Source organism: Novosphingobium oxfordense (genome assembly GCF_044029435.1).
Classification (GTDB): domain Bacteria; phylum Pseudomonadota; class Alphaproteobacteria; order Sphingomonadales; family Sphingomonadaceae; genus Novosphingobium.
This window is the reverse complement of sequence record NZ_CP147005.1, coordinates 2,501-28,944: the sequence shown is the minus strand read 5'-3', so window position 1 is coordinate 28,944 and position 26,444 is coordinate 2,501. Positions and strand designations below refer to the sequence as shown.

Here is a 26,444-nt window from a genome sequence, read left to right as displayed (position 1 = left end):
GTGGCGCCGTTAGTGGCAACGGCTTGCAAAGTCAAGCGCAAGGGCCCATTCCCTTAACTCGAACTTGCCCTGATCCAGCGCGGTTTTCCGTCGGTTGCCTCCGTTCATCGCGGGGCAATCGCGATGAGCCGATAGCTGAAGATCGGGCGCGACCCAACCGATTCTTTCGGACACAAGAACACCGATGCACACGCTAAAAGCCGCGATTCTCGCCTCTGGCATGGCCCTCACCCTTGCGACTCTTGGTGCCGCCTCTTCCGTCCAGGCCCAGCCCGGTTGGGGTTCGCGCTGGGGCGGCGGTTACGGCTCCGGCTGGGGTGGCGGCTGGAACGATCCGTTGATGGGCGGCCCGGTTTCTTCCCCCTATCGCAACAACAGCAAGGACCCGCGTGAGGGCCGAGTCGAAGTCAGCCGATTCGTGGCGCAGGGGCCGGAGGCGAGCGAACTGGGTCACGGCGCCGTCGTCGTCACCTCCGAATCGGGTGACGGCCCGTGGATCGCCGGCCCGGAACGCGCCCGCTATGAAGCGGCGATCATCGATGCCCTGGTCGGCGCCGGGTACGACACCCAGGCCAAGGCCGACAACGGCGGGCAGGACGTGGAACTGAAGATCACCCGCCAGGTGCTCACTCCGGCTGAGGAAAAGCGCAGCCCGGTCAGCGGCACGGCGGCGATGGGCGTCAGCAACCGCGGCTCCGCCTATGGCCTTGCCGTCAACGTGGACCTTTCCAAGCCGCGCAGCGCGCTGATCAACACCCGGCTCGATACCCGCATCGTCGATAAGGCGAGCGGCAAGGTGCTGTGGGAAGGCTACGCCACGATCGCCACGCGTGAAGGCGACAACAACTGGCCGGACGATCGCATTGCCGGAAAGCTGGCATCGGCGCTGTTCGACGGTTTCCCCAAGGCCGATCCCGTCCCCGGCGCGGCAGGATAAGGTTCGCCTGGAAATGCCCCACGGGGCATTTTTCGCGCGGCACCGGCCCGCTCCCCCACCCGGCCTCCCCACCCGACCTCCCACGCATGTATCCTGATGGGTGTCCGGATGGGGAGCGGGCCGATGCCGCCGAAATCCACCTGAGACGGATTTTCAAACGAACCCCATCACTCTGGCTCCCGACGGCGACAAGGGTTATCGTGTAACCACTTAGCCCCCGGAGAGCCCGAAATGATCCGCAGCGCCCGCCCCTTCCTCGCCGTGATGGTCCTTGCCGGCGCGCTCGCGCTTGGTGGATGCGCCGCGCAAGTCGGCCCGGTGGAAGTCACCCGCTTCATCGCGCCGGACGCGCCCGCACTGGGCAGCGGCGTCATTCGTGTCGACCCCGGCCCCGGTCAGGATGGGTCAAGCCTGGAGTTCCGCACTTTCGCCTCCGCAGTGGGGCAGGAACTGGCGCGCGTCGGCTATCGGCAGGCGCTTCCCGGCGAAACCGTTTCCGATTCGAAAGTGGCCGTGCTGACCGTGGAGCGCAGCGTGCTGCAGGCCGCAAGCCGGGGCAGCCCCGTCTCGGTGGCGGGACTGGGCACGGCCGGGACATATGGCTCCGGCGTCGGCCTTGGCGTTGGCATCAACTTGTCCGGCCGGCCGGCCGATCAGGTCGCCACCCGGATGCAGGTGATGATTCAGGACCGCCCCGGCGGACGCACGCTCTGGGAAGGCCGCGCGACTTTCACGGTCAGTTCCAAGTCGCCGATGGCGCAGACCTCGCTCGGCGCCGCAAAATTGGCCGAAGCGCTGTTCAAGGGGTTTCCGGGCCAGTCCGGCGAAACTATCCTTGTGAAATGACCACTCTCCACATCACCTCCGCATTCGATTCCGGCAACATCGAAGTCCTCTCCACCGAAGGCACCACGGCCCGCCTGGCAATCCGGCACGACAAGGATTCCGAATTCCTCCAGTGGTTCCACTTCCGCGTCGGCGGTGCCGGGATCGCCGGGCAGGAACTGGTGCTGAAGATCACCGGCCTCAACGGTTCCGCCTATCCGATGGGCTGGCCGAACTATCAGGCCCGCGTTTCGGAAGACCGCCAGTTCTGGGGCCTTGCCCAGTGCTCGTGGGACGGCAGCGAGGAATCCGGCACGCTGACCATCCGCTACGTGCCTCAGGGTGATCTGGCGTGGTTCGCCTATTTCGCGCCCTACTCCATGGAGCGCCACCACGACCTGATCGCCGATGTGGCGAGCGCCGAGGGCGTCGACTATCGCTGCCTGGGCCAGACGCTGGACGGGCAGGCGATCGACTGCCTGGAAATGGGCGAAGGCAAGACGCAGGTGTGGCTCTATGCCCGCCAGCATCCGGGCGAATCGATGGCCGAATGGTGGATGGAAGGCGCGCTGGAAGTGCTGGCCGACCCGTCCGATTCCACGGGGCGCGAACTGCGCAAGCGTTGCCGCTTCCACGTCGTGCCCAACATGAACCCCGATGGTTCGGCGCGCGGTCACCTGCGCACCAACGCCGTTGGCGTGAACCTCAACCGCGAGTGGGCGACGCCCACCGCCGAGAAATCACCCGAAGTGCTGGCCGTGCGCGGCGCCATGGATGAGACCGGCGTGGACTTCGCGATGGACGTCCATGGGGACGAGGCGATTCCGGCCGTGTTCCTGGCGGGATTCGAGGGCATCCCCTCGATGAAGGACGAGCAGAAGGCCGGCTACGACCGCTTCGGCGAGATCCTCGATCGCCGCACGCCCGATTTCCAGCGCAAGCTGGGCTATGCCATCGCTGCTCCGGGCCGCGCGAACCTGACGATGTCCACCAACCAGCTGGCCGAGCGCTTCGGCGCAGTGTCGATGACGCTGGAAATGCCGTTCAAGGACCACGACGAGGCCGCCGATCCGCTGCAGGCGTGGAGCCCGGAACGTTCGGCGCAGCTTGGCCGTGACTGCATGGGCGCGCTGCTGGAATGGCTGATCGAGCGCGAGGCAAAGTAAGAGTTTCGGCGGGGTAAGAGTTAGGCGAGGGCTGGCGCGGTAACCCGGCGCCTCGCCCCCGCCACCTCTCGAACTGGTACTATTCGGCGATCCTGGGCGAGACTGCCCCAGTGGCCGGACTTATTGCCCCCGCGCCTCCCTCACCCAACAACTCTCCGTCGCCCCCGCGAAGGCGGGGGCCCCGCTTTTCTTCGCGCCGCAGTGCCAAACGCACCGTTCAAGAAGCGGGATCCCCGCCTACGCGGGGATGACGGGGTTGGGTGGCGGAAACTTTGGGGACAAGACCTTACTTTGGTTCAGCGTCGCTTTGGGCGCTGCCTGACTTGGCTGCGACCTCAACTTTGAGCGCGGCCTCACTTTGCAGCGCCTCGCCTTCCGGCGACATGACGCACCGCCGTGCTGCCGATCCCGCCTCTCAAATCCCCGCCCACTGCCGCAGCGCCTCACGCACGGCGAGGTTCTCATCCTGCGTCCACCGCGGCGTCATCGCACCAGCCGGGACCAGGCCCAGCACGGTCTGAAGCATCATCCAGCCCGAAGCCCAGTCGCCACGCGTATCGTCGCAAACCGGTGACGCGCCCCAATCCTTCGCAAGGCGGATGACGGAACGCTGCTGCGCCACCGAGGCATCCAGATCGCTCACCACGAACGTGGCGAACGGCAGCGGCTGACGCGGACAGGCGCCGAAGCGGGATAGGCGCGGGTCGGCGCCCGGCAGGTCCATGTTCGGCGGATTGACGGCGATCGCGCCCAGCACCGGGTTTTCCGGGCCCACGCCTTCGAACTCCACCCACCAGGCCAGCGCCAGCGCGGCAATCTCATCGGTGACGATCACCACCGGACGGTCGGCCCGGCGAATCGCCAAGTTCAGCTTGTTGACCCAGGTGTTGCGGTGCGGTTCGTCCCACATGCCCAGTTCCAGCACGCGGCAATGTTCGCTCCACTGCGCCCAGCGCTTCATCCAGTGCCCATCGCGGAGCGGCCCACCGGGGACCAGGAGGATCAGCGGCAAGTGGTCCTGCTCATTCGGATAACGGAAGGTGGCCATCGGATTCTCCTGCGTTTTTGGGAAATCCGCCGGTCGACTCTGTATACGTCCCGACTGCGCACACCATAACTCAACCAATATGGTTGACAATAGGATTCCGATGAAGCGATGCCCGGCCGCGCCGCTCCGATCCGGAGCGAACGGCCGGTGCTTTCATCAAGCGAACCAAACGGCCGCGATTACAGGAGGTTGGCAGGCCCGAATGCGTGGGGCAGCAGTTCGGACAGGCGCATTTCGATCACGCCATCCTTGCCGTCGCACCAGACCAGCGGGTCGGTGCCGCCAAGCTGGGCGATCTCGTTCAGCACTTGCCGGCAGCGGCCGCAGGGGCTGACGACGTCGCCCTCGCCCGGTGCGCCCGGCGCGCCGCCGGTCACCGCCACGGCTTCCAGCTTGCCGTGTTCGCCGGAGGACAGGATCGAGGCCACCGCCACCGTCTCCGCGCAGAGCGAGAGGCCGTAGCTGGCATTCTCCACATTGGCGCCAGTCACAACCGATCCATCGGCCATCAGCAGCGCGGCGCCGACGTGGAACTTCGAATAGGGGGCATAGGCGCGGCCGGCGGCCTGGCGCGCGGTGGCCAGCAGCGCATCGCGCTGTTCGGTGCTGAAAGATGTGGTCATGGCTGCACCACTACCCAGCGCAGGCCCCCTTGCGCAATCTCGTTGGCGGCGGACTGGTTGGCCGTCCACATCGTCCATGGCCGGCCGGCATAGTCCGGCAGCAGACGGTCGCCCACCAGCCACAGCTTGCGATCGAACTTGGCGGCGATGCGATAGCGCGACTGGAACGCGGGGCTGATCTTCAGGATCACCGCCTTGCCGGTGTGCGTTTCGATCTGGTTGATGAAGGTCATCAGCTCGCTCTCGACCTTGGCGTCGGATACCGGCGTGGCGCAGCCATCGGCCAGCATGTCCAGATCGATGGCGGGTGGCAGCAGCCGCGAATCGCGCGGCACCGTGGTCACGAAATTGGCTGATTGCGCCTGCGCGGGCTGGCACGGATCATAGCGGTGCACCGCCCCCACCTGCACGCCCGCCGCACGGGCCGCCGCGAAGTTGCCGACGAAGCGCGGATCGCGCGCGAAGGCGCTGGCGCTGGCATCGACATAGGCGAAATCGGCGCCGATGGCCTTCAGCGACTTCCAGTCGAAATCGCCGTCTCCCGCGCCCACTTCCACGCCCTGCACGGGAAACGTCGTTCGGGATGGCTGCCAGTGGCGTACCGTCCACCAGCCCCAGGCGCCCGCGATCATCGCGATCAGCAGCAATGCGCCCAATACCTGTCCGCCCAAGCGCCAATGCAGACGCCCGCGCGAACCCGCGCCCGATGCAGTCCTTGCCATCGTGAAGCCCCCTTCAGCCCCGGATATGCAGGACGCAGATCAGCGTGAAAAGCCTGCGCGCCGTCGGAAAGTCGGTTTCCACCTTGCCGTCGAGGCGTTCGAGCAGGAGTTCCGCCGCATTGTTGTGGATAGCGCGGCGGGCCATGTCGATCGTCTCGATCTCCTGCGTCGAAGCCTTGCGAATCGCCTGGTAGTAGCTTTCGCAGATTGCGAAGTATTCGCGGACCGGACGGCGAAAGCGGGCAAGGCCCAGCACCATCGTCTCGATCGGATCGCCGCCCTCTGCCGCGATATCGAGCGAGAGGCGCCCGTCGCGCACCGAAAGGCGCAGGCGATAAGGCCCCGCGTGCCCTGCTTCGAAGGCGCGCATGGGTTTGAAGACATTGTCTTCGATAAGATCGAATATCGCGATGCGCCGTTCCTGCTCGATATCGGCGTTGCGCCACAGGATGGTCGCCTCGTCGAGTTCGATATGCGAGATTCGCGGATCGGCCATGATCGGAAGGCCTTTACGCGGTTGCGGCATAAGCGGGCAACCCCGTGCGATAAGAAGAGTCTTTGTTTGGTACGCCTCCGGCATCCGCCGGAGGCTCGCGGCACCGGCCCACTCCCCCACCCGACCACCCAGATTCTACCCGGTAGGGGCGATCGGGTGGGGGAGTGGGCCGGTGCCGCGGCGAGGTTGGCTTTGTTCTCCACTGGCCATCAACAGCCTGTGGATAGAAATCATACCTTCGCGCGCTTGCTGGCGCGGGGCCTCTTGGGGCATTGTCAAATCCCTCATGTCAGAAGAAGCCGTCATCACCCGCGAGCCCGCGGCCGAAGCCCGTAGTCTGCCCTCGAACGTCGAGGCGGAGGCCGCGTTCCTTGGCGCCGTGCTGATCGACAACCGCGTGATCGAGGAGCTTCCCACCCAGCTCTCGCCCACGCACTTCTTCGAACCCGTCCACGCCCGCATCTATGAGCGCATCCTGCAGCTGCTCGATCGCAAGGCCGTGGTTACCCCGGTTACCCTGCGCCCCTATTTCGAGGCGGATGAGCAGCTTAAGGCGCTGGGCGGCGTATCCTACCTCGCCCGCCTGACCGCAGACGGACAGGGCCTGCTGGCCCCGCGCGAACTGGCGGACCAGATCTACGACCTCGCCCTGCTGCGCGAGCTGATCTCGGTAGGCCGCAACCTTGTGGCCGAAGCCATGGACACCTCCGAATCGGTGGAACCGATGGAGCAGGTGGAACGCGCCGAAGCCGCGCTCTACAAAGTGGCCGAAGGCGCATCGACCGCGAACGAGGCCAAGAGCTTCGCCGCCGCCACCCGCACCGCGATCGGCGCGATCGAGAAGGCGTTCAATTCGGGCGGCCACATCTCGGGCAAGACCACCGGCCTCAACTCGGTCAACAACAAGATCGGTGGCCTTCACGATTCCGACCTTATCATCCTTGCCGGCCGTCCCGGCATGGGCAAGACCTCGCTCGTCACCAACATCGCCTTCAACGCATCGGACCGGCTCCAGCGCGATCTGGCGGACGGCATTCCGGTCGAGAAGTCGGTCGGCGCGGCCACCGCGTTCTTCAGCCTGGAAATGAGCGCCGACCAGTTGGCCACGCGTATTCTGGCCGAACAGTCGGGCATCAGTTCCGAAGCGCTGCGCATGGGCAAGATCAGCCGCGAGGACTTCCAGCAGCTGTCCTTCGCCAGCCAGCGTCTGGCCGAACTGCCGCTGTTCATCGACGATACACCCGGCCTCACCATCGCCGGCCTGCGCACCCGCGCCCGCCGCCTGAAGCGCCGCCACAACATCGGCCTCGTCATCATCGACTACCTGCAGCTGCTGCAGGGCTCCGGCCGCGCCACCGACAACCGCGTGAACGAAATCTCGGAGATTTCACGCGGTTTGAAGACCTTGGCCAAGGAACTGCACGTTCCGGTGATCGCGCTTTCGCAGCTCTCCCGTGCGGTGGAATCGCGCGAGGACAAGCGGCCGATGCTGTCCGACCTTCGCGAATCGGGATCGATCGAGCAGGACGCCGACATGGTCTGGTTCGTGTTCCGCGAAGACTATTACGTGAAGGCCACCGAGCCGAAGTTCCCCAGCGATACCGACACGCCCGACGTGCGCGACAAGTGGGAATCGTGGCGCGCGAAGATGGAAGAAGTCACCGGCCTTTCGGAACTGATCATCGCCAAGCAGCGCCACGGTGCAACCGGCAAGGTGCGCATGCGCTTCGAAGCGCGCATCACCAAGTTCTCGGACCTTGCCGACGACGACATGCGCGCGGCATTCGAAAGCGACTGATTGGTTGCGGCTATCGTCCCGTTGGTTCGGGATCGAGCACCCAAACTCACCCTAAAAACATCGTCGCCCCCGCGAAGGCGGGCGCCCCGCTTCCTTCTCGCTACGCCCGCAAGAACAAGCGGGATCCCCGCCTTCGCAGGGATGACGGGGAGTGGTGCTGGTGTGTTGGCGTGAGATCGAGAGGGTTGCGGAGAATCAACCGATCAACGTCTTGCGAAACCGCGCCAGCCGCGCCACGGCCTCATCCAGCACATCGGCCGGCTTGGTGAAGCAGAACCGCACCAAATGCTCGGGCGCTTCCTCACCCTGATAGAGCGCCGCCACCGGCACACTCGCCACCCCGGCCTCGATCACCGCCCGCTCGCTGAACTCGCGGTCGCTCAAGGCAATACCGGACGCGACAAGATCTACGGTGAGGAACCAGGTCGCCGCATTGGGCAGCACCACGAAGCCGGCCTGCGTCAGACCCGCCTTCAGCCGCTGGCGCGCCTCGGCCCAGCCATTGCGCTGATCGTCCAGCACCGCATCGGGTAGCGAAAGCCCCTCGGCCACCGCCCACTGCAGCGGCACGGCAGTCGCATAAGTCAGGAACTGGTGCGCGCGGGAGATCGCCGTCGCCAGATGGCCATCGGCGATCATCCAGCCGATCTTCCAGCCGGTAAGCCCGAAAATCTTGCCAGCAGATCCGATCTTCACCGTCCGCGCGGCCATGCCGGGAAAGCTCATCAGGGAGCGGTGCGGCACGCCATCGAAGCGCACGTCCTCCCACACCTCGTCGCAGATCGCGATCAGGTCATGCTCCACGCAGGCCTCGGCGATCATCGCCAGTTCCTCGTGACTGGCAACCGTGCCCGCCGGATTGAGCGGATCGTTCAGCATCAGCACGCGCGGCCGGATCGGAGCGGGATCGGGCAAGCCGGAACGCGCCAGCAGCGAGGGCCGCTCCTCCAAGGCCGCAGTCAGCGCCTCGGCCGGATAGCGGAAGTCCGGCGGCGAAAGCGGGATCGAGACGGGAATGCCGCCCGCCCGGCGCACCAGCGGCGCATAGGCGTCGTAGGCCGGCTGGAACAGGATCACCTCGTCCCCCGGCTTCACGAAGGCGAAGACGGCGGCGGCCAAGGCCTCGGTCGCGCCGGAGGTCACCGTCACCTGCTCGGGCAGGAGTGCAAGCCCCTGCCGTCTTGCGTAATAGCCGCAGATCGCCTCGCGCAGTTCGATCAGGCCCGCGCCGGGCGGATACTGGTTCGACTTTTCGTGCAAGGCGCGGCTAGCCGCTTCGATCAGCGCGGGCGGCGGCGGGCCATCGGGAAAGCCCTGCCCCAGATTGATCGCCCCATGCTCGCGCGCCAGCGCCGACATGCGATCGAACACCGTGCGCTCCATTTCCGCATAGACCGGATGGATTCGGCCGGCTGTTTTCATTCCCGGTACGGCTCCCTTTGCGCCCACGGACAAGCCCGGCGCGACAGTTTCGTGATCTGCATGGGCCGATGCGCTCGCTGTCGAGAAGCCGGCCCCCTCCCCTCCTACCTCGGACAAACCACAAGGGAGAGCAAGACGTGTCCTACGAGCTGAACCGCAAGCTCGCCGCGCGGCGCGAACCGCTGCCGACCACGGCCGCGATCGACCCCGTCACCGCCGACATCATTCGCGGCGCGTTCGAGACGGTCTGTTTCGAGGCCGCGACTTACCTTGGCCGTGCCGCCTCCAGCCCGATCATCAACCAGTCGAACGAGCGCAACGCCGCCATCGTCGATGCCCACGGCCGCCTTGCCATGGGCGCGGTGGGCACCCCGCACCTGACCTTCGTGAACCAGATGGAGACGCGGTGGGGCCTGATGAACCAGGACCGCTACGACTGGGGGCCGGGCGACGTGTTCCTGGGCAACGACCCCGATCACGGTGGCGGGCATCTGCCGGATTACTGCATCTACGGCCCGGTCTATGACGACAAGGGCGAGCTGGTCTGCATCCAGACCCTGCAGGCGCATCAGGGCGATACGGGCGGCAAGGATCCGGGCGGCTTCTCGCTCGACGCCACCGATGTCTTCACCGAAGGCGTGATCTACCCCTGCCTCAAGCTGGTCCACCGGGGCGAATTGCGCCGCGACGTGTTCGACACGGTGGTGCGCAACAACCGCTTCGCGACGTTCGCGGGCGACATCGCGGCGATGATCGGCGGCGTGCAGCACGCGGTGCGGATGCTGGACGACCTGCTGGGCAAATGGGGCGGCGAAACGGTCAAGGCCGCGGTCAACCATTCGATCGAACACACCGAGCGCCGCGTGCGTGAGGAAGTGGCGAAATGGCCCGACGGCCGCCATGAGGCGACCGTCTGGATCGACCATGACACTGCCGGAACCAAGGACATCAAGGTCCATGTCGCCTGCACGATCGCCGGGAACCAGCTGACCGTCGATCTGGCCGGCACCGACGACCGGCAGAACCTGGTCGGCGTGTGGAATACCTTCGCCAATTCGCGCAGCTACGTGATGTGTCAGGTGGTCGCGGCGATGGACCCGACGATCGTGAAGAACGAAGGCTTCTTCAACGCGGTCGATATCCTGATCCCCGAAGGCTGCATCGCCCAGCCGCCGCCGAACAAGCCCGCCGCGCTGGGGTCGTTCCACCCGGCCTGCGAGATTACCGAGGCGGTGTGCATCGCGCTGTCCAACGTCGCGCCCGAACGATCGCAGCCGCAACTCTACAAGATCGGCATGCCGAACATGGTCGTCGGCTTCGACGAGAACGGCATGATGTGGATGGATCAGGGCGTGGATTGTCGTTCGATGGACGTTTCGGCGGTCGAGGGCCTGGACGGCTGGGGTTCGTGTCCCTCCGCGCTGGGCAGTCTGATCCTGTCCGAGGCGGAGGACGCGGAAAGCCGCTTCCCGATCCTCAACATCAGCCGCGAGATGACCACCGATGGCGGCGGCGCGGGCCAATGGCGCGGCTGCCCCGGCTCGCTCAACGTCAAGCAGGTGCTGCGGCCGACTTCGGCGATGGCGTGGATGGTCTCGGCCGAGCACCCCTTACGGGGCCTGCGCGGCGGCGACGATGCGATCCCCTATACCAACCGCTTCGAGGTGGGCTCGGAGAACGAGCGCGCCATTCTCCACACCGCGCAGGACTTGCTGCCGGAGGGCGCGGTGATTGCCTACCAGCACGGCGGCGGCGCGGGTTTCGGCCGGCCGCTCCAGCGCGATGCGGAAGCGGTGAAGGAGGACGTGCTCGATGAATACGTCAGCCTCGAAGCAGCGCGGGCCAAATACGGCGTGGTGCTGACCGGCAGCCTCGACGACTACTCGCTGGCGGTGGACCATGCCGCGACCGAGGCGCTGCGGGCCGAGATGGCGAGCATGGCCGAGGCGGCGGAATAAGCCGAAACTCCTCCCCTGCAAGGGGAGGTGGCAGCCCGCAGGGCTGACGGAGGGGTATCCCCCTCTCGACGTGGCGCTCCATCGAGAGCGTGACACCCCTCCACCACCGCTTCGCGGCGGTCCCCCTCCCCTTTCAGGGGAGGAACTCTCAAAACAGTTCCGGGAGCGGAAATGACGTACCGAGTAGGCATCGACATCGGCGGCACCTTCACCGACTTCGCGCTCCTGAAGGGAGACGAGGTGGTGCTGCACAAGAACCTCTCCACGCCGGAGGACCGCTCGCTGGGCGTGATGGAGGGGCTGGGCAAGCTGGCCGAGAAGGAAGGCCTGCCGCTCCCCGAATTCCTCGGCCGCTGCGAGGCGATCGTCCATGGCACCACCGTCGCCGACAACACCCTGATCGAGATGAACGGCGCGCTCACCGGCCTGATCACCACCGAGGGTTTCCGCGACGAGATCGAATATCGCCGCGGCTATAAGGAAGATATCTGGGACGTCCGCCTGGAAGCACCCACCCAGATCACCCCGCGCCGCCGCCGCCTGACGGTGCCCGAACGCGTGCTGCACGACGGCTCGGTCCACAAGGAACTGGACGAAGCCGCGCTGCGCGAAGCCTGCCGCAAGCTGCGGCTGCAGAACGTGGAGGCGGTGGCGATCTCGTTCCTGTTCTCCTTCGTCAATCCGGAGCATGAGCGCCGGGCGAAGGAGATCGTGCGGCAGGAAATCCAGAATGCCTACGTTTCCGCAAGCCACGAAGTGCTGCCCCGCGCGCCGGAGTACGACCGCACCTCGACCACGGTGGTCAACGCCTATGTCGGCCCGCGCGTCACCGGTTATCTCGAACGGCTGGTGCAGCGGCTGGGCGAAGGCGGATACCGGAACCAGCTGATGGTCATGCAGGCCTCCGGCGGGGTGATGACCAAGGACTATATCGACGGCGCACCGATTCGCGTGCTCGCCTCGGGCCCGGCAGGCGGCGTGGTCGGGTCGGCCCATGCCGGGCGCGCGAAAGGCTGCCCGGACCTGCTCTGCGTCGACATGGGCGGCACCAGCTATGACATGGCGCTGGTGTTGAACGGAGAGGCCCCGGCCGAGGCGGGGTGGAACATGCACCACCGCTACCTTGTCGGCGTGCCGATGGTGAAAGTGGAGACTTTGGGCGCGGGCGGCGGATCGATCTGCCACGTCAACAACGGCGTGCTGGAAGTGGGCCCACGCTCGGCGGGCTCGGAGCCCGGCCCGATCTGCTATGGACGCGGCGGCACCGAGCCGACCGTCACCGATGCGCTGGTGATGCTGGGCATCCTCTCCACCGAGGAAGGCTTTGCCGGGGGCAGCTTCCGCCTAACCCGCGACGGGGTGGAGGAAGCGTTTCGAAAGATCGCCCAGGAACTCGGCCACGATGATGCGGAACGCGCCGCGTTCGACTGCTGGCGCGTGGTCAATGCCCATATGAGCCAGGGCGTGCGCCGCACGACGGCAGGCAAGGGCATCGATCCGAAGGACCTGGTGATGCTGGCCTATGGCGGCAACGGCCCGGCTTTCGCGGCGATCCAGGCCGAAGACCTTGGCATCACTCGCGTGCTGGTGCCCAAGGCATCGCCCACGTTCTCAGCACTCGGCACCCTGGTGGCCAACCCGACCATCGACGAGGAACGCTCCTACATCGCCTCCGCCTCGGCGCTCGATGTCGAACGCATCCGCACGCTGTGGAGCGAGCTGTCGGACCGTGCCGCCCGATTCTTCACCGCCGCGCAGTTCCGGGCCGAGGACATTCGCGCCGATTATCGCCTGAACATGCGCTATCCGGGGCAGAACTTCTCGCTCTCGTTCGATTTCGCCGCCGACACGCCGCTGGGCGACCTCAGCTTCATCGCAGAGGACTTCGCGGCCCGCGCGATCGAACTGTTCAATGCGCGCCACATGGCCGAATACGGCCACATCCGCGAACATGAGGTGCCTGAGGTTTCCGGCGTTCGCCTTGCCGCACATGTCGAGACGCCCTCCCCCGCAGCGGGCGGCGAGTTCGTGCCCAGCGGCGCGAGCCCGCAGCCGAACCGCCACCGCCGCGCCAATCTTGGCCAGGGCTTTGCCGAAGTGCCGGTCTATCGCGGCGCCGACCTTGCGCCTGGCATGGAAGTGCCCTCCCCCGCGATCATCGAGGAGACGTTCACCACCATCGTCGTCTACCCCGGATGGGCGGCGCGGATCGATAGCGCGGGCGACTATCAGCTGGCAAAAGCGCCCTGAAACGCGGGATCGGCCGGTGTCCCAACGGGAAGGAACGCGCCCGAAACCGTGCCGCAAACCCCCGCTTGCCGGCGCGGATAACGGCCGTTCCGCCGCTCTGGAAAGGCCCATGGCGCGAAAAGCTCGCGACGAGAGGCCATATCGATTACACTGACCGCCTTTCGCCAGCTTGCGATTCAACCGCCCGCCCCTACATTGGCGGGTGAAAGGACGGTTTCTCCAACGATGAACGACGACCAGCCTAGCGGCAATCCCTGGGTCAAGAGCCTGCTTGTATGGGGCGGAATTTTCGTCGCCCTTCTATTGGTTGTGTCGATGTTCAACACCCGCGCCGAAAGCGGGCCGAGCATCGCCTACTCCGACTTCCGCGCCAAGGTCGCCGAAGGCAGCGTAGCCACGGTCGAGATCGGCAAGGACCGAATCGACGGCAAGCTGAAGAACGGCGATTCGTTCACCACCGTGCCGGTTCCCAACGACACCACGCTGACCCAGCTTCTGCAGGATCATGACGTGCGCTATGCCGGCCAGAACCCGGAAGAGGGTTCGGTGCTGGTCTATATCCTGGCGCAGACCCTGCCCTTCCTGCTGATCGTCGGCATCGCGTTCTTCGCGCTGCGTCAGGTCCAGAAGGGTGGCGGTTCGGGTGCCATGGGCTTCGGCAAGTCCAAGGCCAAGCTGCTGACCGAACGTTCGGGACGCGTCACCTTCGACGACGTTGCCGGCATCGACGAAGCGCGCGAGGAACTGGAGGAAATCGTCGAGTTCCTGCGCGATCCCACCCGCTTCTCCAAGCTGGGCGGCCAGATCCCGAAGGGCGCGCTGCTGGTCGGCTCGCCCGGCACCGGCAAGACCCTGCTGGCCCGCGCCATCGCGGGTGAGGCAGGCGTGCCGTTCTTCACCATCTCCGGCTCGGACTTCGTCGAAATGTTCGTGGGCGTCGGCGCAAGCCGCGTGCGCGACATGTTCGAACAGGCCAAGAAGAACGCCCCCTGCATCGTCTTCATCGACGAAATCGACGCGGTCGGCCGTCATCGTGGCCACGGCCTCGGCAATTCGAACGACGAGCGCGAGCAGACGCTGAACCAGCTGCTGGTCGAGATGGACGGCTTCGAGGCCAACGAAGGCATCATCATCATCGCGGCGACCAACCGCCCCGACGTGCTGGACCCCGCGCTGCTGCGCCCGGGCCGCTTCGACCGCCAGGTCGTGGTGCCGGTGCCGGATATCGAGGGGCGCGAGAAGATCCTGGGCGTGCACATGAAGAAGGTGCCGCTGGCGCCGGACGTCAACCCGCGCGTGATCGCGCGTGGCACCCCGGGCTTCTCTGGCGCAGACCTTGCCAACCTCGTCAACGAGGCTGCCCTGCTCGCCGCGCGCCGCAACAAGCGCCTGGTGGCCATGCAGGAGTTCGAGGACGCCAAGGACAAGGTCATGATGGGCGCGGAACGCCGCTCCATGGTCATGACCGACGACGAGAAGAAGATGACCGCCTATCACGAGGCCGGCCACGCCATCGTCTCGCTGCACGAAAAGGCGTCCGACCCGATCCACAAGGCCACGATCATCCCGCGCGGCCGCGCGCTGGGCATGGTGATGCGCCTGCCGGAGCGTGACAGCTACTCGTACCACCGCGACAAGATGCTCGCGAACCTCTCGGTCGCGATGGGCGGCCGCGTGGCCGAGGAACTGATCTTCGGTTACGACAAGGTTTCCTCGGGCGCTTCGTCGGACATCCAGTACGCCACCGGTCTTGCCCGCAACATGGTCACCAAGTGGGGCATGTCGGACAAGCTGGGCCCGCTCCAGTACGAGGAACAGCAGGAAGGCTACCTCGGCATGGGCGGTTCGCATCGCCTGATGGCCTCTGACGAGACCAACAAGGTGATCGACAGCGAAATCCGCGGCCTGGTGGACGACGCCCATGCCCGCGCGACCACGCTGCTCAAGGAAAACGCCGAGCAGCTGGAAGCACTGGCGCAGGCACTGCTGGAATACGAGACGCTTTCGGGCGAGGAAATCGACCAGCTTCTCGCCGACGGCAAGATCGACCGGCCGAGCGAGCCGCGCGGAAGCGGCACGCCGCGTCCGATGACCGGCTCGTCCATCCCCAAGGCCGGCCGCCGCTTCTCCGGCAGCGCGACGCCGCAGGGCGCCTGACGGTCTTCACACAACGAGCTTCCCCTCGGGGAAGAATGCAGGAAAGGGCGAGGACGGCGGTGTCCTCGCCCTTTTTTGTTGGTGAATGCCCTTCGCTATTGCTCGGAAGCTGACATCGCCATCTGCCAGGGGCCGTTTCTCCCCGGAGCCGAACTCAAATTCCGGCAAACAGATTTGAGGCCCAATCAATCCCCCGTCGCCCCCGCGAAGGCGGGGGCCCCGCTTTCTTGAGGTCACGCAGAGACGCGGGGATGTCGCGCCGACCTCTCTGCGTCTCCGCGTGCTTTAAAAGAACAAGCGGGATCCCCGCCTTCGCGGGGATGACGGGGTATTGTTTGTGGGGCTTGGTCCCCGGGGCCGTAGGCGCTGAGCGCTGGCCACTGGCGGCCGGGCTGGGTGCGTCGGGCCGTTGGGTGTCGGTGTCGGGCGTCAGGTATCGGACACACCTGTAACGGCGCGTCCAGCGGCCCCTCGTTCCGCCCGAGACCCAAACTGAAGCCCTGCTACCTCGCTCAGCTACCCGACTGCGCCGTCAGCACCACGAAGAACAGCAGCAGCGCGGTCGAGGCGAAGAATACCAGCAGCCCCGTCCGCCAGAGCGCGCCTCGCCGGCCGATCGCATAGGTCCCCTTCAACTGGGCATACATGTGGAACGGCGGCACGAAGAACAGCAGCGCCTCCAGCGACGCAGCGCCCACGGCGCCCAGCAGCATCGCCACCACCGCCAGCAGGGTCATGAAGCAAAGCGAATACGTGACGAACACGGTGTGGTCGTAGAGGTGGAAGCGGCGGCTGAAGGGAAACAGCAGCCAGAGGAACGGCACCGAGATCGGGATCAGCGTCCAGCTGTACTTGTATGCATAGCTCTGCATCTTGAAGGCGGCGAGGTCCGGATCGTCGCGGAACTTGGCCACCGCCTTCTGCAGCGGCTTGAACTCGCTCAACTGCTCGTCGCTGGTATTCTCGGCGATGGCGTCGTGAGTGTCGCGCAGCACTTCCTGCGCGTTTTCCTTGTTCTCGATCTGCTTGTCGATCCGGTCGGTATCCTTGCCGGCGGCCTGCAACTGCTGGCGGCGGGCCTTCAGGTCCGCGATCAGCTTCTCGTTACCGGCAATGGCCGCTGCCAATTCCTTCGGGTTGGTCACCACCCGCGCGCCCTTCACGCCTTCGTCGTGGGTGGCGTGGAATACCGCGAACATCAGGAAGACGCAGAACAGGAACAGCGCGATGGGCGAGACGAAGCTGGCCCGCTTGCCGTCGATATATTCGCGCGTCAGCTTGCCCGGGTGGCGCACCAGCATCGGCAGCGTGCGCCAGATCTTGCCTTCGAAATGGAAGACGCCGTGCATCAGGTCATGGAAGAACGCGCCCAGCGTGCGGTGGACATGCGCGTGCTGGCCGCAGGAATGACAGTGCGGACCGATCAGCGCAGTGCCGCAGTTCAGGCAGGCAGTCTCATGCGTGTGTCCGTCATCGGCCGCCGCTTCCCCCGCGTGCGGTTCCATCGCACGCGCCGTCAGCGCGCCCTGCCCGATCTCCGCCAGACTTTCCGTCAGTTCGCTCACCGTTTCCCCCAATGATGCCTGCGCATGTGCAAGGCGGGGAACCTAACCTTTCGGACCGGACGTGAACAGCCATTGTGCGCCGCTACCAGGGACAGCCGGCTCAGGCCCGTTTTTCAGCCAGTTTCGCCTCGATCGCGCGCCAGAGCATCGCGAAAGCCTGTGCGGCGGGGCTGTTGGGCGAAATGGCGCCGACCGGCCGGCGCTGCACCGCGCATTGTTCGACTACGCTGGCATAAGGCACGGCCGGCCAGTCCGGCTGCGCCTCCCGCACCTGACGGTGCAGCGCCCGGCGCATGTCGAGCATGGAAAGCACCGGCAGGATCGGCGAATGGCGCTTGGTGGTGCCGGCGATCTCCCGCACCACAAGTTCCAGCGCGCGAGCCGAGAGCGGGGACGGCGGCAGCGGCACGATGATCAGGTCCGCCGCGCGGGCCACTTGCGCGGAAAGCTCGTTCAACACCGGCGGGCAGTCGAGCACGATGCGCGGATAGTCCGCCGAAAGCTCCTCCGCCAGCTTGGCCAGACGCTTGCGCTTGCCGATGCGCATCAGTTGCGCGTCCAGCGCGCGGATGCTCTCGTCCGCCGGCAGCACGTCCACCAGCGGATCGGCAGTCTTCTGGATCAGCTTGATGGCCGGGCGATCCTTGGTGAAGACTTCTTCCGCAAGCCGCGATCCTTTCGGTTCGAGGCCGTAGAGAAAGCCCGAGCCGCCCGCCGCGTCGAGGTCCCAGAGCAAGGTCCGGTGCCCGTCGGAGTGATGGGCGGCCTGGGCGGAGCACCAGGCAAGATTGGCCGCGAAGGTCGTCTTCCCGACGCCGCCCTTCACACTGTAGATCGCGATGGTGGCGCTGCGCTGCGCCGGTGCGGTAGCGCCGCCCCCATCAGCGCCGGCATCCACTTCGCCTTTTCCAGACGCGACAACGGGCCGCACCCTTTTCAGGGCCGACCCGCCGCTCCCGGCTATGCGGGGCAATCTGTGCTTACCTGCAACCACCTGACGATGGTTGCCTGCGATCCCTCCGTAGTCAAGCCATCAGGGCCGATACGGAGCGATCGCCAGGAAGGTATCAACCGTCGTAGTCGCCACCGATCGAGGTGTTGCGCGTCGGCGCCGAAGCGGTGATGCGCAGCGCCTCTGCCGACTGGCTGAGCGAGCCGACTTCGTCCATCGCGTCATCATCGTCGGGCAGCACGCGCTGCATCGAGGTGACGAGCGATTCCTTCAGCTCGGTCGGCTTGACGTTCTGCTCGGCGATTTCGCGCAGGGCGACGACCGGATTCTTGTCGCGGTCACGCTCAAGCGTGAGTTCGGCGCCGCCCGAAATCTCGCGCGCACGCTGCGCGGCGAGCAGGACGAGATCGAACCGGTTGGGGATCTTGTCGACACAGTCTTCGACAGTAACGCGCGCCATGGGCACTCCGTGAAAAAATTCGCTGGATCGGTAAACTCCGCCCGATAAGCGGCGGGGCTATCAGAGTCAAGAAAAGTGCGTGCTCCGCACGCGGCAGAGTCAAGAAAAGTGCGTGTTCCGCACGCAGCGGAGTCAAGAAAACTGCGTAAGCGCGCCCTTATCCGAACGGCCGCAGCGTCAGCTTCAGGAAGACCTGCCGCCCCGGATCGAGCACGCAGGACACTTCGTCGATCCCCGCGGGACCCGCCGCATTGGTCGGGCTGCCGGTCACCTGCCCGCCCAGGATCTGGCCGTTCTGGAAATTGCCGTTGGTGCAATAGCCGGCACGGATCACATTGGTGAGGTTGTTGGCGATCAGCGAGACTTCCCAGCGGTCATCCGCGCCCTTCAAGGTCAGGTAGGCGTTGAGCTTGGCGTAGGAGCCCTGGATGTAATCCTCCCGCGGGCCGATCGTGGCGTGATAGCTGGCCGAATACTGCACCGAGCTACCCAGCGCGAACCGCGTGGTGCGGCTGACCGGTAATTCGTAATCGGCACCGGCCGAAAGCTGCCATTCCGGCGCACGCTCCAGCGGCTCGCCCGAGGCACTCTGCGCAGTGTAGAGCCCGGTCGACGGATCGAGCAACTGGTTGCAACCGGCCGCATAAGTCTGACCACCATAGCAGGGCACGCCCTCCAACGAGAGGAAGCGCGCCTTGTTCCAGTTGACCGCGGCGGTCAGCGACAGGTCCTCCACTTGCGGCGGATGCCAGGCCGCGTCGAAATCGACGCCATAGACCTTGGACGATCCCGCGTTCATCGTCCGCACCACCGGAATGCCGTTCTGCGCCGGGACATTGGTGCCGACCTGCAGGCCCTTGTAGCGGTAGTAGTAGAACGCCGCATTGGCGGTGAGCGAACGGTCGGCCGTGCGTGCCTTCACGCCCAGTTCGCCGCCGCGCACCCGCTCGTCCCCGAAGGAATTGTCGATGCCCGCCACGGCGGGCGTGGTGATCGAATAGGAGCCGGACTTGTATCCCTGCTTCAGCGCGCCGAACACGGTGAAGTCGTCGCCGGGCGTCCACGTCACCGTCAGTTCGGGGGAGACGTTCTTGGACGATATCTTCGGCGTCGGCAGGTCGATTTCGACATACTCACCCAGAGCATTGCGCGAGACCGCATCGTCGCGCCGCTGCTCACTGGTCCAGCGTGCGCCCAGTGCCAGTTCCAGCGTCTTCACCGGGTTCCAGCGGACTTGCCCGAACAACGATGTCGATTCGATCCGCATGTCATGCGTCCCCGCCGAAAGCACCGCCGGGATCGGGATGAAAATGCCATAGGCGCCCACGTAGAGCAGTTGGCTGGTATTCCCGCCGACGAAGATGTCGTTGGTTACCTTGCCGTTCTGGTAATAGCCGCCCAGCAGGAAATTGACCGGACTGTCGCGCCAGTCGGATTCCAGGCGCAGTTCCTCGGTCACGTCGCGGCGCTTGAAGTGGTTGTCGGCGAACAGCGCCGGGCCGGCCGCACCGGTGCCGGTACCGTTGATCGCCGCATCGGTGGTGTTGTGGTAATAGGTGGTGGTGGATGTGAGGCTAAGGTCCGTCGCCGGGCGCCAGGTCATGTCCAGCACGCCGAAGTTCTGGACGATGTTGGTGAAGGGTTCGCCATTGTTGCGCAGCCCCGGCGTGCCGTCCCGCCGCAGGCCGGTGAAGGCGGCCGGATCCATCGAGACGAAATAGACGTCCCGCCCCTGCTTGCAGCTGACCAGGAACGGATATCCGATGGTGGTCGGGCTGACCACCGGCGCGATCCCGTCAGGGCAGGATACGCTCTGCGTGGTGGCTGGGTTGTCGCTATGGTCCTTGGTGAAGTTCAGCTTCAGGCGCGCCTTGAAGCTGGATGCGGGTTCCCACACCGCAGTACCGCGAATGATGTAGTTCTCATTGCCACCCGTGCGCGGCTGGCGGGGATCGACCGCGCCGGTACCGGGATAGGCCACCGCCTTGTTGCGGAACCAGCCATCGGAATCGGACCATGTGCCGGCCAGACGCAGCCCCAGCGTATCGGTCACCGGCCCGGATGCGATCAGTTCGCCGCGCATCTCACGCGCTTCGAATTCATAGCTGGTGCGGGCGATCAGTTCGAACCGCCGCCCGGGATCGGCGGTGGTCAGCGCGATTACGCCGCCGGGGCTGTTCTTGCCGAAGAACAGCGCCTGAGGGCCCTTCAGCACTTCCGCCTGCGCCAGATCGAACAACCCGCTGCGGAACGAGAGGCCCTGGCTGAACTGCTGCCCGTCGATATTGAGCGAGACTGACTGGTCGATACCGGCATCGAGCGCGCTGGTCCCCACGCCGCGCAGGGAGATCTGCGATCCCACCGCCAGCACCGAATTGCCCAGGATCAGGCCCGGCACCCGGCTGGTCACCGCCTGGATCGAGTTGATCTGCTGTTGCTGGAGGACTTCCCCGCTCAATACGCTTTCGACCACGGGCACGCGCAGGATCGATTCCTGCCGCTTGCGGGCGGTGACGATGATCTCGCCCGCCTTGGGCTGCGCGGTATCCTCTGGCGCTGGCGCAGCGTCGTCCTGCGCGAAGGCCACCCCCGGCGCAAACGTCAGCGCGGCGGCAAGCCAGGTCGTGGCGGCAAGGCCTGGGGCCCCTTTCCTGCTTGGCATGATCCAGTCCTCCCCTCGAACGTCTTGTTTTCACGGCCGCTCCGGGCGGCCGCCTGCGTGTCGAAAAGGAATGTCGGGTCATCGCGCAGTCGCGATCAATCCGTTTGAGACAAGTCTTGCCGCCTCGGCAAGCCGATATGCCGCCGTGAACAAGGACGGTCATTCGGGCCATGGTCCAAAGACGAGCGCCGGCTTGCCCGATACGGAAAACGCCCCGGCACCTTGCGGCACCGGGGCGTTGAATGCGTGAGTTTTAGCCGGTCGATCAGGGCTTGCGCTGTGCCGCCGTGGCATCGCGCGTCGCGCGGAACTCGCTGTCCTGCGACCAGTTCGGCCAGACGTGGCTGTCCGCCAGACGCGCGCCGGTGTTGTAGAGCAGCGTCAGATCGCCAGCCCAACCGCTGGTATCCCAGTTCGGATCGTACTCGTCCGCAGGCTGGTGATACTTGTCGCGAGTATAGGCGTCGGACAGTTCCTTGCCGCGCGCATCGCCGCCATCGACCAGTTCGCGGCCCGGACTGAACGAGATTGCCGGAACCCCGCGCTTCGCCATCGAGAAGTGGTCCGAACGGTAGAAGCTGCCCGCTTCCGGACGTGCATCGGGCGTGTAGTGGCGACCCAGCTTCTGGCCTTCCTCAGTCAGGACGGTCAGCAGGTCCAGCTTGGCCGCGCCGGAGATGCTGAAGTTGGTGGTCTTGGAGATCGAGAGCGGACCATCCATGTTGATCACACCCGCCGTGGTCGCCAGCGGACGCAGCGGACGGTCGGCATAGTATTCCGAACCGAGCAGGCCCTTCTCCTCGGCGGTCACCGCCAGGAACAGCACCGAACGCTCCGGCTTGGGCCCCTTGGCAAAGGCGCGCGCCAGTTCGAGCAGCGCGGCCGTGCCCGACGCATTGTCGCGCGCACCGTTGTAGATGCGGTCGCCCTTAGCGTCGGGCAGGCCCACGCCCAGGTGATCCCAGTGCGCCGAGTAGATCACCGTCTCGTTCGGATACTTCGAACCAGGCACGATGCCGGCAACGTTGTGCGACGTGATGACCTGCGACTTCACCGCATAGTCGGCGCTCATCGTCGCCTTCAGCGGGATCGGCTGGAAGTCCTTCTTGCGCGCGGCGGCCTTGGCAGCCTCGAAATCGACGCCCGAAGCCTTCAGCAGTTGCGCGGCAAGATCCTTCTGGATCCAGCCTTCCATCTGCGTGTGGACCGACTTCGGATCGGCGCGGACGATGTCGAACATGGTGTTGGTGTTTGAATTCTTGACCGTCGCCCAGCCATAGGACGCCGGCTCGCTCTCATGCACCACCAGCACGCCCGCGGCGCCCTGGCGTGCGGCCTCCTCGTACTTGTAGGTCCAGCGGCCGTAATAGGTCATCAGCTTGCCGCCGAAGTCACCCTCACCACCTTCGAAGTCGGGATCGTTGACGAGCACGACCATGATCTTGCCCTTCAGGTCCACGCCCTTGAAGTCGTCCCAGCCACGCTCAGGCGCCTTGACGCCGTAGCCGACGAAGACCAGCGGCAGATCCTTGAAGTTGACGGTGGACTGGCCGGTTTCGGCCGCACGCACGGCAATCTGCTCGCCCTGCGAAAGCGGCGTGGCGGTGCCGCCGATGCTCATCGAGAGCGAAGGCGTGCCGACGATGTCGGACTGGAGCAGCGGCACGTCCTGGAACCAGGTGCCCTTGTCGCCCGCGGGCTTGAGGCCAGCAGCCTTCATCTGCGCGGCGATGTAGTCGATCGTCTTGACCTCGGCACGGGTCGCGGGACCGCGACCCTCGAAGTCGTCGCTGGAAAGCGTCTTGATGTCATTGGACACGCGCGCGACGTCGAACTTGGGCGCAGCCGACGGAGCCGCTGCAATCGCGATCGCCGAAGCCGAGCAAAGGCCGCCGAGCACAAGCAGGCGCAGCGATGTGCGCGAGGAACGGAGAATGGGGGAGATCATCGGTACTCCTTGGCCCGGAGGCCGGCCAGACGTGGAAGGATCGTCGGATCAGGACGATCCGCTGGCTCCGATGATGCCCATCTGGCGGGAGTTGTCGATAGTATACGACATAATTTCGACAGCTGCGTGGTATTTGCCGATCTGCGCTTTGCCGAAAATCAGAGCCGTAGAATTTGAAAGAATGCGGTTGCCGCAGCGCGATCCGCAGACGCAGAAAACCCCCCGGCGGGTGGTACCGAGGGGGGTGTTTGTATGTTTGTATGTCTGGTTGCGGGGGTAGGATTTGAACCTACGACCTTCAGGTTATGAGCCTGACGAGCTACCGGGCTGCTCCACCCCGCGTCACCGTTGTGTTGCGTTCTTGATGAACGCGAACAGGGCCCTTTTGGGGCCCTGCTTGAGGGCGTTAGCCCTTTGTCATTGTGATGGGTTTTTTTTTAAGCACGCCGGCTTCAATGCCTGGCGACGTCCTACTCTTCCGGGGCTTGAGCCACAGTACCATTGGCGCTGACAGGTTTCACGGCCGAGTTCGAGATGGGATCGGGTGGGTCACTGACGCTATGGTCACCAAGCAATGGAGACGGCGTGCTGTTTTTTAATCGATGGTTCCCGTGCTGCTCCTTGTCGGAGCTGAATATCTGGCTGGATGATCGTCCGATCATCAAGACTGGCGCTGCTTTTCCCGGTTTGTGAGACTGTGTCTCACGGGTTGGCAGGGCTGTCATTGATGGTGGGATTCATCAAGCATGAACAGAGTTATTAGGACCGGTTAGCTCCATGCGTTACCGCACTTCCACACCCGGCCTATCAACGTGATGGTCTATCACGACTCGAAGATACCTAATCTTGAGGGAGGCTTCCCGCTTAGATGCTTTCAGCGGTTATCCCGTCCATGCATAGCTACCCTGCTGCGCGGCTGGCGCCACGACAGGTACACCAGAGGCATGTTCAACCCGGTCCTCTCGTACTAGGGTCAACTCCTCTCAAGTATCGACGCCCACGGCAGATAGGGACCAAACTGTCTCGCGACGTTCTGAACCCAGCTCACGTACCACTTTAATTGGCGAACAGCCAAACCCTTGGGACCTGCTCCAGCCCCAGGATGTGATGAGCCGACATCGAGGTGCCAAACGATTCCGTCGATATGAGCTCTTGGGAATCATCAGCCTGTTATCCCCGGCGTACCTTTTATCCGTTGAGCGATGGCCCTTCCACGAGGGACCACCGGATCACTATGACCGACTTTCGTCTCTGCTCGATTCGTCAATCTCGCAGTCAGGCAGGCTTATGCCATTGCACTCTTGCAGCCGGTTTCCAACCGGCCTGAGCCTACCATCGCGCGCCTCCGTTACTCTTTAGGAGGCGACCGCCCCAGTCAAACTACCCGCCACAGAGGGTCCCTGCACCGGATAACGGTGCGAGGTTAGACATCAGAACATAACAGGGTGGTATTTCACCTATGGCTCCACACCAGCTGGCGCCGGTGCTTCAAAGCCTCCCACCTATGCTACACAATTCTATCCTAATGCCACTCTGAAGCTGCAGTAAAGGTGCACGGGGTCTTTCCGTCTAACCGCGGGTACTCCGCATCTTCACGGAGAATTCAATTTCGCTGAGCATATCCTGGAGACAGTGGGGAAGTCGTTACGCCATTCGTGCAGGTCGGAACTTACCCGACAAGGAATTTCGCTACCTTAGGACCGTTATAGTTACGGCCGCCGTTTACCGGGGCTTCAATTCGGAGCTTGCACTCCTCCTCTTAACCTTCCGGCACCGGGCAGGCGTCAGACCCTATACGTCGTCTTGAAGCCGACTTAGCAGAGTCCTGTGTTTTTGCTAAACAGTCGCTACCCCCTGGCCTGTGCCCCCCACAAGTGCTTGCGCATATATGGGGCCTCCTTCTTCCGAAGGTACGGAGGCAATTTGCCGAGTTCCTTCAGGATACTTCTCTCAAGCGCCTTGGTATACTCTACCTGACCACCTGTGTCGGTTTCGGGTACGGTCTATACGGTGGGGCTATTTCCTGGAACCTCTTCAAAGCACAACCAATCCAATAAGGTTGTACAATACACGAGATCCGTCACACACCACCAGGCCCACGAATATTAACGTGGTTCCCATCGACTACCCCCTTCGGGCTCGTCTTAGGGGCCGGCTCACCCTGCTCAGATTAGCTTTAAGCAGGAACCCTTGGTCTTTCGGCGAGAGGGCATCTCACCCTCTTTATCGCTACTCATGTCAGCATTCGCACTTCCGATACGTCCACGGTCGGTTACCCTCCCGCTTCACTCGCTTACGGAACGCTCCGCTACCGCTCAGAACAAGTTCTGAACCCTAAGCTTCGGTGCATCACTTTAGCCCCGTTACATTTTCGCCGCAGGAACCCTTATTTAGACCAGTGAGCTGTTACGCTTTCTTTAAAGGATGGCTGCTTCTAAGCCAACCTCCTGGTTGTTTTGGGATTCCCACATGCTTTCCCACTTAGTGATGACTTGGGGACCTTAGCTGTAGGTTAGGGCTGTTTCCCTTTTGACGACGGACCTTAGCACCCGCCGTCTGTCTGCCGGACTAGACTCGTTGGTATTCGGAGTTTGGTTAGTATTGGTAGATCTCGCGACCCCCGCAACCATCCAGTGCTCTACCCCCAACGGCAAATATCCGACGCTCTACCTCAATAGATTTCGCGGAGAACCAGCTATTTCCCGGCTTGATTGGCCTTTCACCCCTAAACACAACTCATCCGAGAATTTTTCAACATTCACCGGTTCGGTCCTCCAGTGCGTGTTACCGCACCTTCAACCTGGTCATGCCTAGATCGCCGGGTTTCGGGTCTAATACACCATACTCAGTCGCCCTATTCAGACTCGCTTTCGCTGCGCCTACACCTAACGGCTTAAGCTCGCATGGTACATTAAGTCACTGACCCATTATGCAAGAGGTACGCAGTCACCCCCTAAAGAGGCTCCTACTGCTTGTAAGCATTCGGTTTCAGGTACTGTTTCACTCCCCTCATCGGGGTGCTTTTCACCTTTCCCTCACGGTACTGTGTTCGCTATCGGTCATGTACGAGTATTTAGGCTTGGAGGGTGGTCCCCCCATGTTCAGACAGGATTTCACGTGTCCCGCCCTACTCGAGTCCTCATCCATCGTTTTCGCATACGGGGCTGTCACCCGCTATGGCCACTCTTTCCAAAGTGTTCTGCTAACTGAAGATGAGGCACTGGCCTGGTCCGCGTTCGCTCGCCACTACTAACGGAATCTCGGTTGATGTCTTTTCCTCCGGGTACTTAGATGTTTCAGTTCCCCGGGTTCGCTTCACCAAAGCTATATATTCACTAAGGTGATACCTTATCCACCTCACTCAAAAGCTGCCGAAGCAACATCTGAGAGAAATGGTGAAGGTGGGTTTCCCCATTCGGAAATCGTCGGATCAAAGCTTGCTCACAGCTCCCCGA

At 64.2% G+C, this 26,444-nt stretch carries 17 protein-coding genes, 1 tRNA gene and 2 rRNA genes (1 of these 20 cut by a window edge); 7 read left to right on the top strand and 13 right to left on the bottom strand.

The genetic code is table 11. The annotated features are described in order from the left end of the window. The first annotated feature begins 184 nt into the window (after positions 1-184). From WBP07_RS00115 to WBP07_RS00105, 3 genes are all read left to right on the top strand, one after another. Positions 185-937, top strand: a complete 753-nt coding sequence (locus WBP07_RS00115) for a hypothetical protein (protein WP_395393336.1) — start codon at positions 185-187, stop codon at positions 935-937. A 231-nt stretch (positions 938-1,168) separates the two neighbouring features. Further along, complete coding sequence (locus tag WBP07_RS00110; RefSeq protein ID WP_395393335.1) at positions 1,169-1,783, top strand: DUF4136 domain-containing protein; 615 nt, start codon at positions 1,169-1,171, stop codon at positions 1,781-1,783. Next, positions 1,780-2,928, top strand: a complete 1,149-nt coding sequence (locus WBP07_RS00105) for a M14-type cytosolic carboxypeptidase (RefSeq protein WP_395393333.1) — start codon at positions 1,780-1,782, stop codon at positions 2,926-2,928. Before WBP07_RS00110 ends, WBP07_RS00105 begins: the two co-directional genes overlap by 4 nt. Positions 2,929-3,343: 415 nt before the next feature. Here WBP07_RS00105 and WBP07_RS00100 read toward each other — a convergent pair whose 3' ends face one another. From WBP07_RS00100 to WBP07_RS00085, 4 genes are all read right to left on the bottom strand, one after another. Continuing rightward, the gene (locus tag WBP07_RS00100) at positions 3,344-3,976 is read right to left on the bottom strand and encodes an RBBP9/YdeN family alpha/beta hydrolase (RefSeq protein ID WP_395393331.1); all 633 of its coding nucleotides are present in this window, start codon (positions 3,974-3,976) and stop codon (positions 3,344-3,346) included. A 179-nt stretch (positions 3,977-4,155) separates the two neighbouring features. Further along, positions 4,156-4,599: a cytidine deaminase gene (locus tag WBP07_RS00095; protein ID WP_395393329.1), complete on the bottom strand. Its 444-nt coding sequence runs from the start codon at positions 4,597-4,599 to the stop codon at positions 4,156-4,158. Beyond that, positions 4,596-5,321 (bottom strand): glycoside hydrolase family 25 protein, encoded by a 726-nt coding sequence (locus WBP07_RS00090; protein ID WP_395393327.1) that lies wholly within the window; start codon positions 5,319-5,321, stop codon positions 4,596-4,598. Before WBP07_RS00090 ends, WBP07_RS00095 begins: the two co-directional genes overlap by 4 nt. Before the next feature lie 13 nt (positions 5,322-5,334). Further along, a complete protein-coding gene (locus tag WBP07_RS00085; RefSeq protein ID WP_395393325.1) occupies positions 5,335-5,817 on the bottom strand; it encodes a UPF0262 family protein in 483 nt (160 codons plus the stop codon). Positions 5,818-6,103: 286 nt separating this feature from the next. Here WBP07_RS00085 and WBP07_RS00080 point away from each other — a divergent pair, with 286 nt between their 5' ends. Continuing rightward, complete coding sequence (locus tag WBP07_RS00080; RefSeq protein ID WP_395330606.1) at positions 6,104-7,615, top strand: replicative DNA helicase; 1,512 nt, start codon at positions 6,104-6,106, stop codon at positions 7,613-7,615. A 195-nt stretch (positions 7,616-7,810) separates the two neighbouring features. Here the strand turns inward: WBP07_RS00080 and WBP07_RS00075 are convergent, their stop codons facing one another. Beyond that, on the bottom strand, positions 7,811-9,037 hold the full coding sequence (locus WBP07_RS00075) for an aminotransferase (RefSeq protein WP_395393324.1): 1,227 nt from the start codon (positions 9,035-9,037) through the stop codon (positions 7,811-7,813). Positions 9,038-9,174: 137 nt separating this feature from the next. Here WBP07_RS00075 and WBP07_RS00070 point away from each other — a divergent pair, with 137 nt between their 5' ends. From WBP07_RS00070 to ftsH, 3 genes are all read left to right on the top strand, one after another. Continuing rightward, positions 9,175-10,995, top strand: coding sequence for a hydantoinase B/oxoprolinase family protein (locus tag WBP07_RS00070; RefSeq protein ID WP_395393322.1), 1,821 nt, complete (start codon positions 9,175-9,177; stop codon positions 10,993-10,995). Between the two features lie 171 nt (positions 10,996-11,166). After that, complete coding sequence (locus tag WBP07_RS00065; protein ID WP_395393319.1) at positions 11,167-13,245, top strand: hydantoinase/oxoprolinase family protein; 2,079 nt, start codon at positions 11,167-11,169, stop codon at positions 13,243-13,245. 225 nt (positions 13,246-13,470) lie between these two features. Continuing rightward, positions 13,471-15,402: an ATP-dependent zinc metalloprotease FtsH gene (gene ftsH / locus WBP07_RS00060; protein WP_395393317.1), complete on the top strand. Its 1,932-nt coding sequence runs from the start codon at positions 13,471-13,473 to the stop codon at positions 15,400-15,402. A gap of 512 nt (positions 15,403-15,914) precedes the next feature. Here ftsH and WBP07_RS00055 read toward each other — a convergent pair. The 8 genes from WBP07_RS00055 to WBP07_RS00020 form a co-directional block, all read right to left on the bottom strand. After that, positions 15,915-16,967, bottom strand: a complete 1,053-nt coding sequence (locus WBP07_RS00055; protein ID WP_395393315.1) for a DUF3667 domain-containing protein — start codon at positions 16,965-16,967, stop codon at positions 15,915-15,917. A gap of 100 nt (positions 16,968-17,067) precedes the next feature. Beyond that, a complete protein-coding gene (locus WBP07_RS00050; protein WP_395393313.1) occupies positions 17,068-17,865 on the bottom strand; it encodes a ParA family protein in 798 nt (265 codons plus the stop codon). A gap of 169 nt (positions 17,866-18,034) precedes the next feature. Next, positions 18,035-18,379, bottom strand: a complete 345-nt coding sequence (gene rpoZ, locus WBP07_RS00045; RefSeq protein ID WP_395330590.1) for a DNA-directed RNA polymerase subunit omega — start codon at positions 18,377-18,379, stop codon at positions 18,035-18,037. 157 nt (positions 18,380-18,536) lie between these two features. Then, complete coding sequence (locus WBP07_RS00040; protein ID WP_395393311.1) at positions 18,537-21,041, bottom strand: TonB-dependent receptor; 2,505 nt, start codon at positions 21,039-21,041, stop codon at positions 18,537-18,539. 265 nt (positions 21,042-21,306) lie between these two features. Then, positions 21,307-22,989 (bottom strand): M28 family metallopeptidase, encoded by a 1,683-nt coding sequence (locus tag WBP07_RS00035; protein WP_395393310.1) that lies wholly within the window; start codon positions 22,987-22,989, stop codon positions 21,307-21,309. 265 nt (positions 22,990-23,254) lie between these two features. After that, positions 23,255-23,331: transfer RNA gene (locus WBP07_RS00030), tRNA-Met, on the bottom strand. A gap of 115 nt (positions 23,332-23,446) precedes the next feature. After that, positions 23,447-23,561, bottom strand: a 5S ribosomal RNA gene (gene rrf / locus WBP07_RS00025). A gap of 167 nt (positions 23,562-23,728) precedes the next feature. Then, positions 23,729-26,444: ribosomal RNA gene (locus WBP07_RS00020) — 23S ribosomal RNA — on the bottom strand; it runs 77 nt beyond the window's last position.

What these genes read in the sequence shown, in the direction of transcription:
- WBP07_RS00110 (WP_395393335.1), top strand. Translation starts at nt 1,169, where the DNA reads ATGATCCGCAGCGCCCGCCCCTTCCTCGCCGTGATGGTCCTTGCCGGC.
- WBP07_RS00095 (WP_395393329.1), bottom strand. Translation starts at nt 4,599, where the DNA reads ATGACCACATCTTTCAGCACCGAACAGCGCGATGCGCTGCTGGCCACC.
- WBP07_RS00105 (WP_395393333.1), top strand. Translation starts at nt 1,780, where the DNA reads ATGACCACTCTCCACATCACCTCCGCATTCGATTCCGGCAACATCGAA.
- WBP07_RS00085 (WP_395393325.1), bottom strand. Translation starts at nt 5,817, where the DNA reads ATGGCCGATCCGCGAATCTCGCATATCGAACTCGACGAGGCGACCATC.
- ftsH (WP_395393317.1), top strand. Translation starts at nt 13,471, where the DNA reads ATGAACGACGACCAGCCTAGCGGCAATCCCTGGGTCAAGAGCCTGCTT.
- WBP07_RS00090 (WP_395393327.1), bottom strand. Translation starts at nt 5,321, where the DNA reads ATGGCAAGGACTGCATCGGGCGCGGGTTCGCGCGGGCGTCTGCATTGG.
- WBP07_RS00065 (WP_395393319.1), top strand. Translation starts at nt 11,167, where the DNA reads ATGACGTACCGAGTAGGCATCGACATCGGCGGCACCTTCACCGACTTC.
- rpoZ (WP_395330590.1), bottom strand. Translation starts at nt 18,379, where the DNA reads ATGGCGCGCGTTACTGTCGAAGACTGTGTCGACAAGATCCCCAACCGG.
- WBP07_RS00115 (WP_395393336.1), top strand. Translation starts at nt 185, where the DNA reads ATGCACACGCTAAAAGCCGCGATTCTCGCCTCTGGCATGGCCCTCACC.
- WBP07_RS00035 (WP_395393310.1), bottom strand. Translation starts at nt 22,989, where the DNA reads ATGATCTCCCCCATTCTCCGTTCCTCGCGCACATCGCTGCGCCTGCTT.
- WBP07_RS00100 (WP_395393331.1), bottom strand. Translation starts at nt 3,976, where the DNA reads ATGGCCACCTTCCGTTATCCGAATGAGCAGGACCACTTGCCGCTGATC.
- WBP07_RS00075 (WP_395393324.1), bottom strand. Translation starts at nt 9,037, where the DNA reads ATGAAAACAGCCGGCCGAATCCATCCGGTCTATGCGGAAATGGAGCGC.
- WBP07_RS00040 (WP_395393311.1), bottom strand. Translation starts at nt 21,041, where the DNA reads ATGCCAAGCAGGAAAGGGGCCCCAGGCCTTGCCGCCACGACCTGGCTT.
- WBP07_RS00080 (WP_395330606.1), top strand. Translation starts at nt 6,104, where the DNA reads ATGTCAGAAGAAGCCGTCATCACCCGCGAGCCCGCGGCCGAAGCCCGT.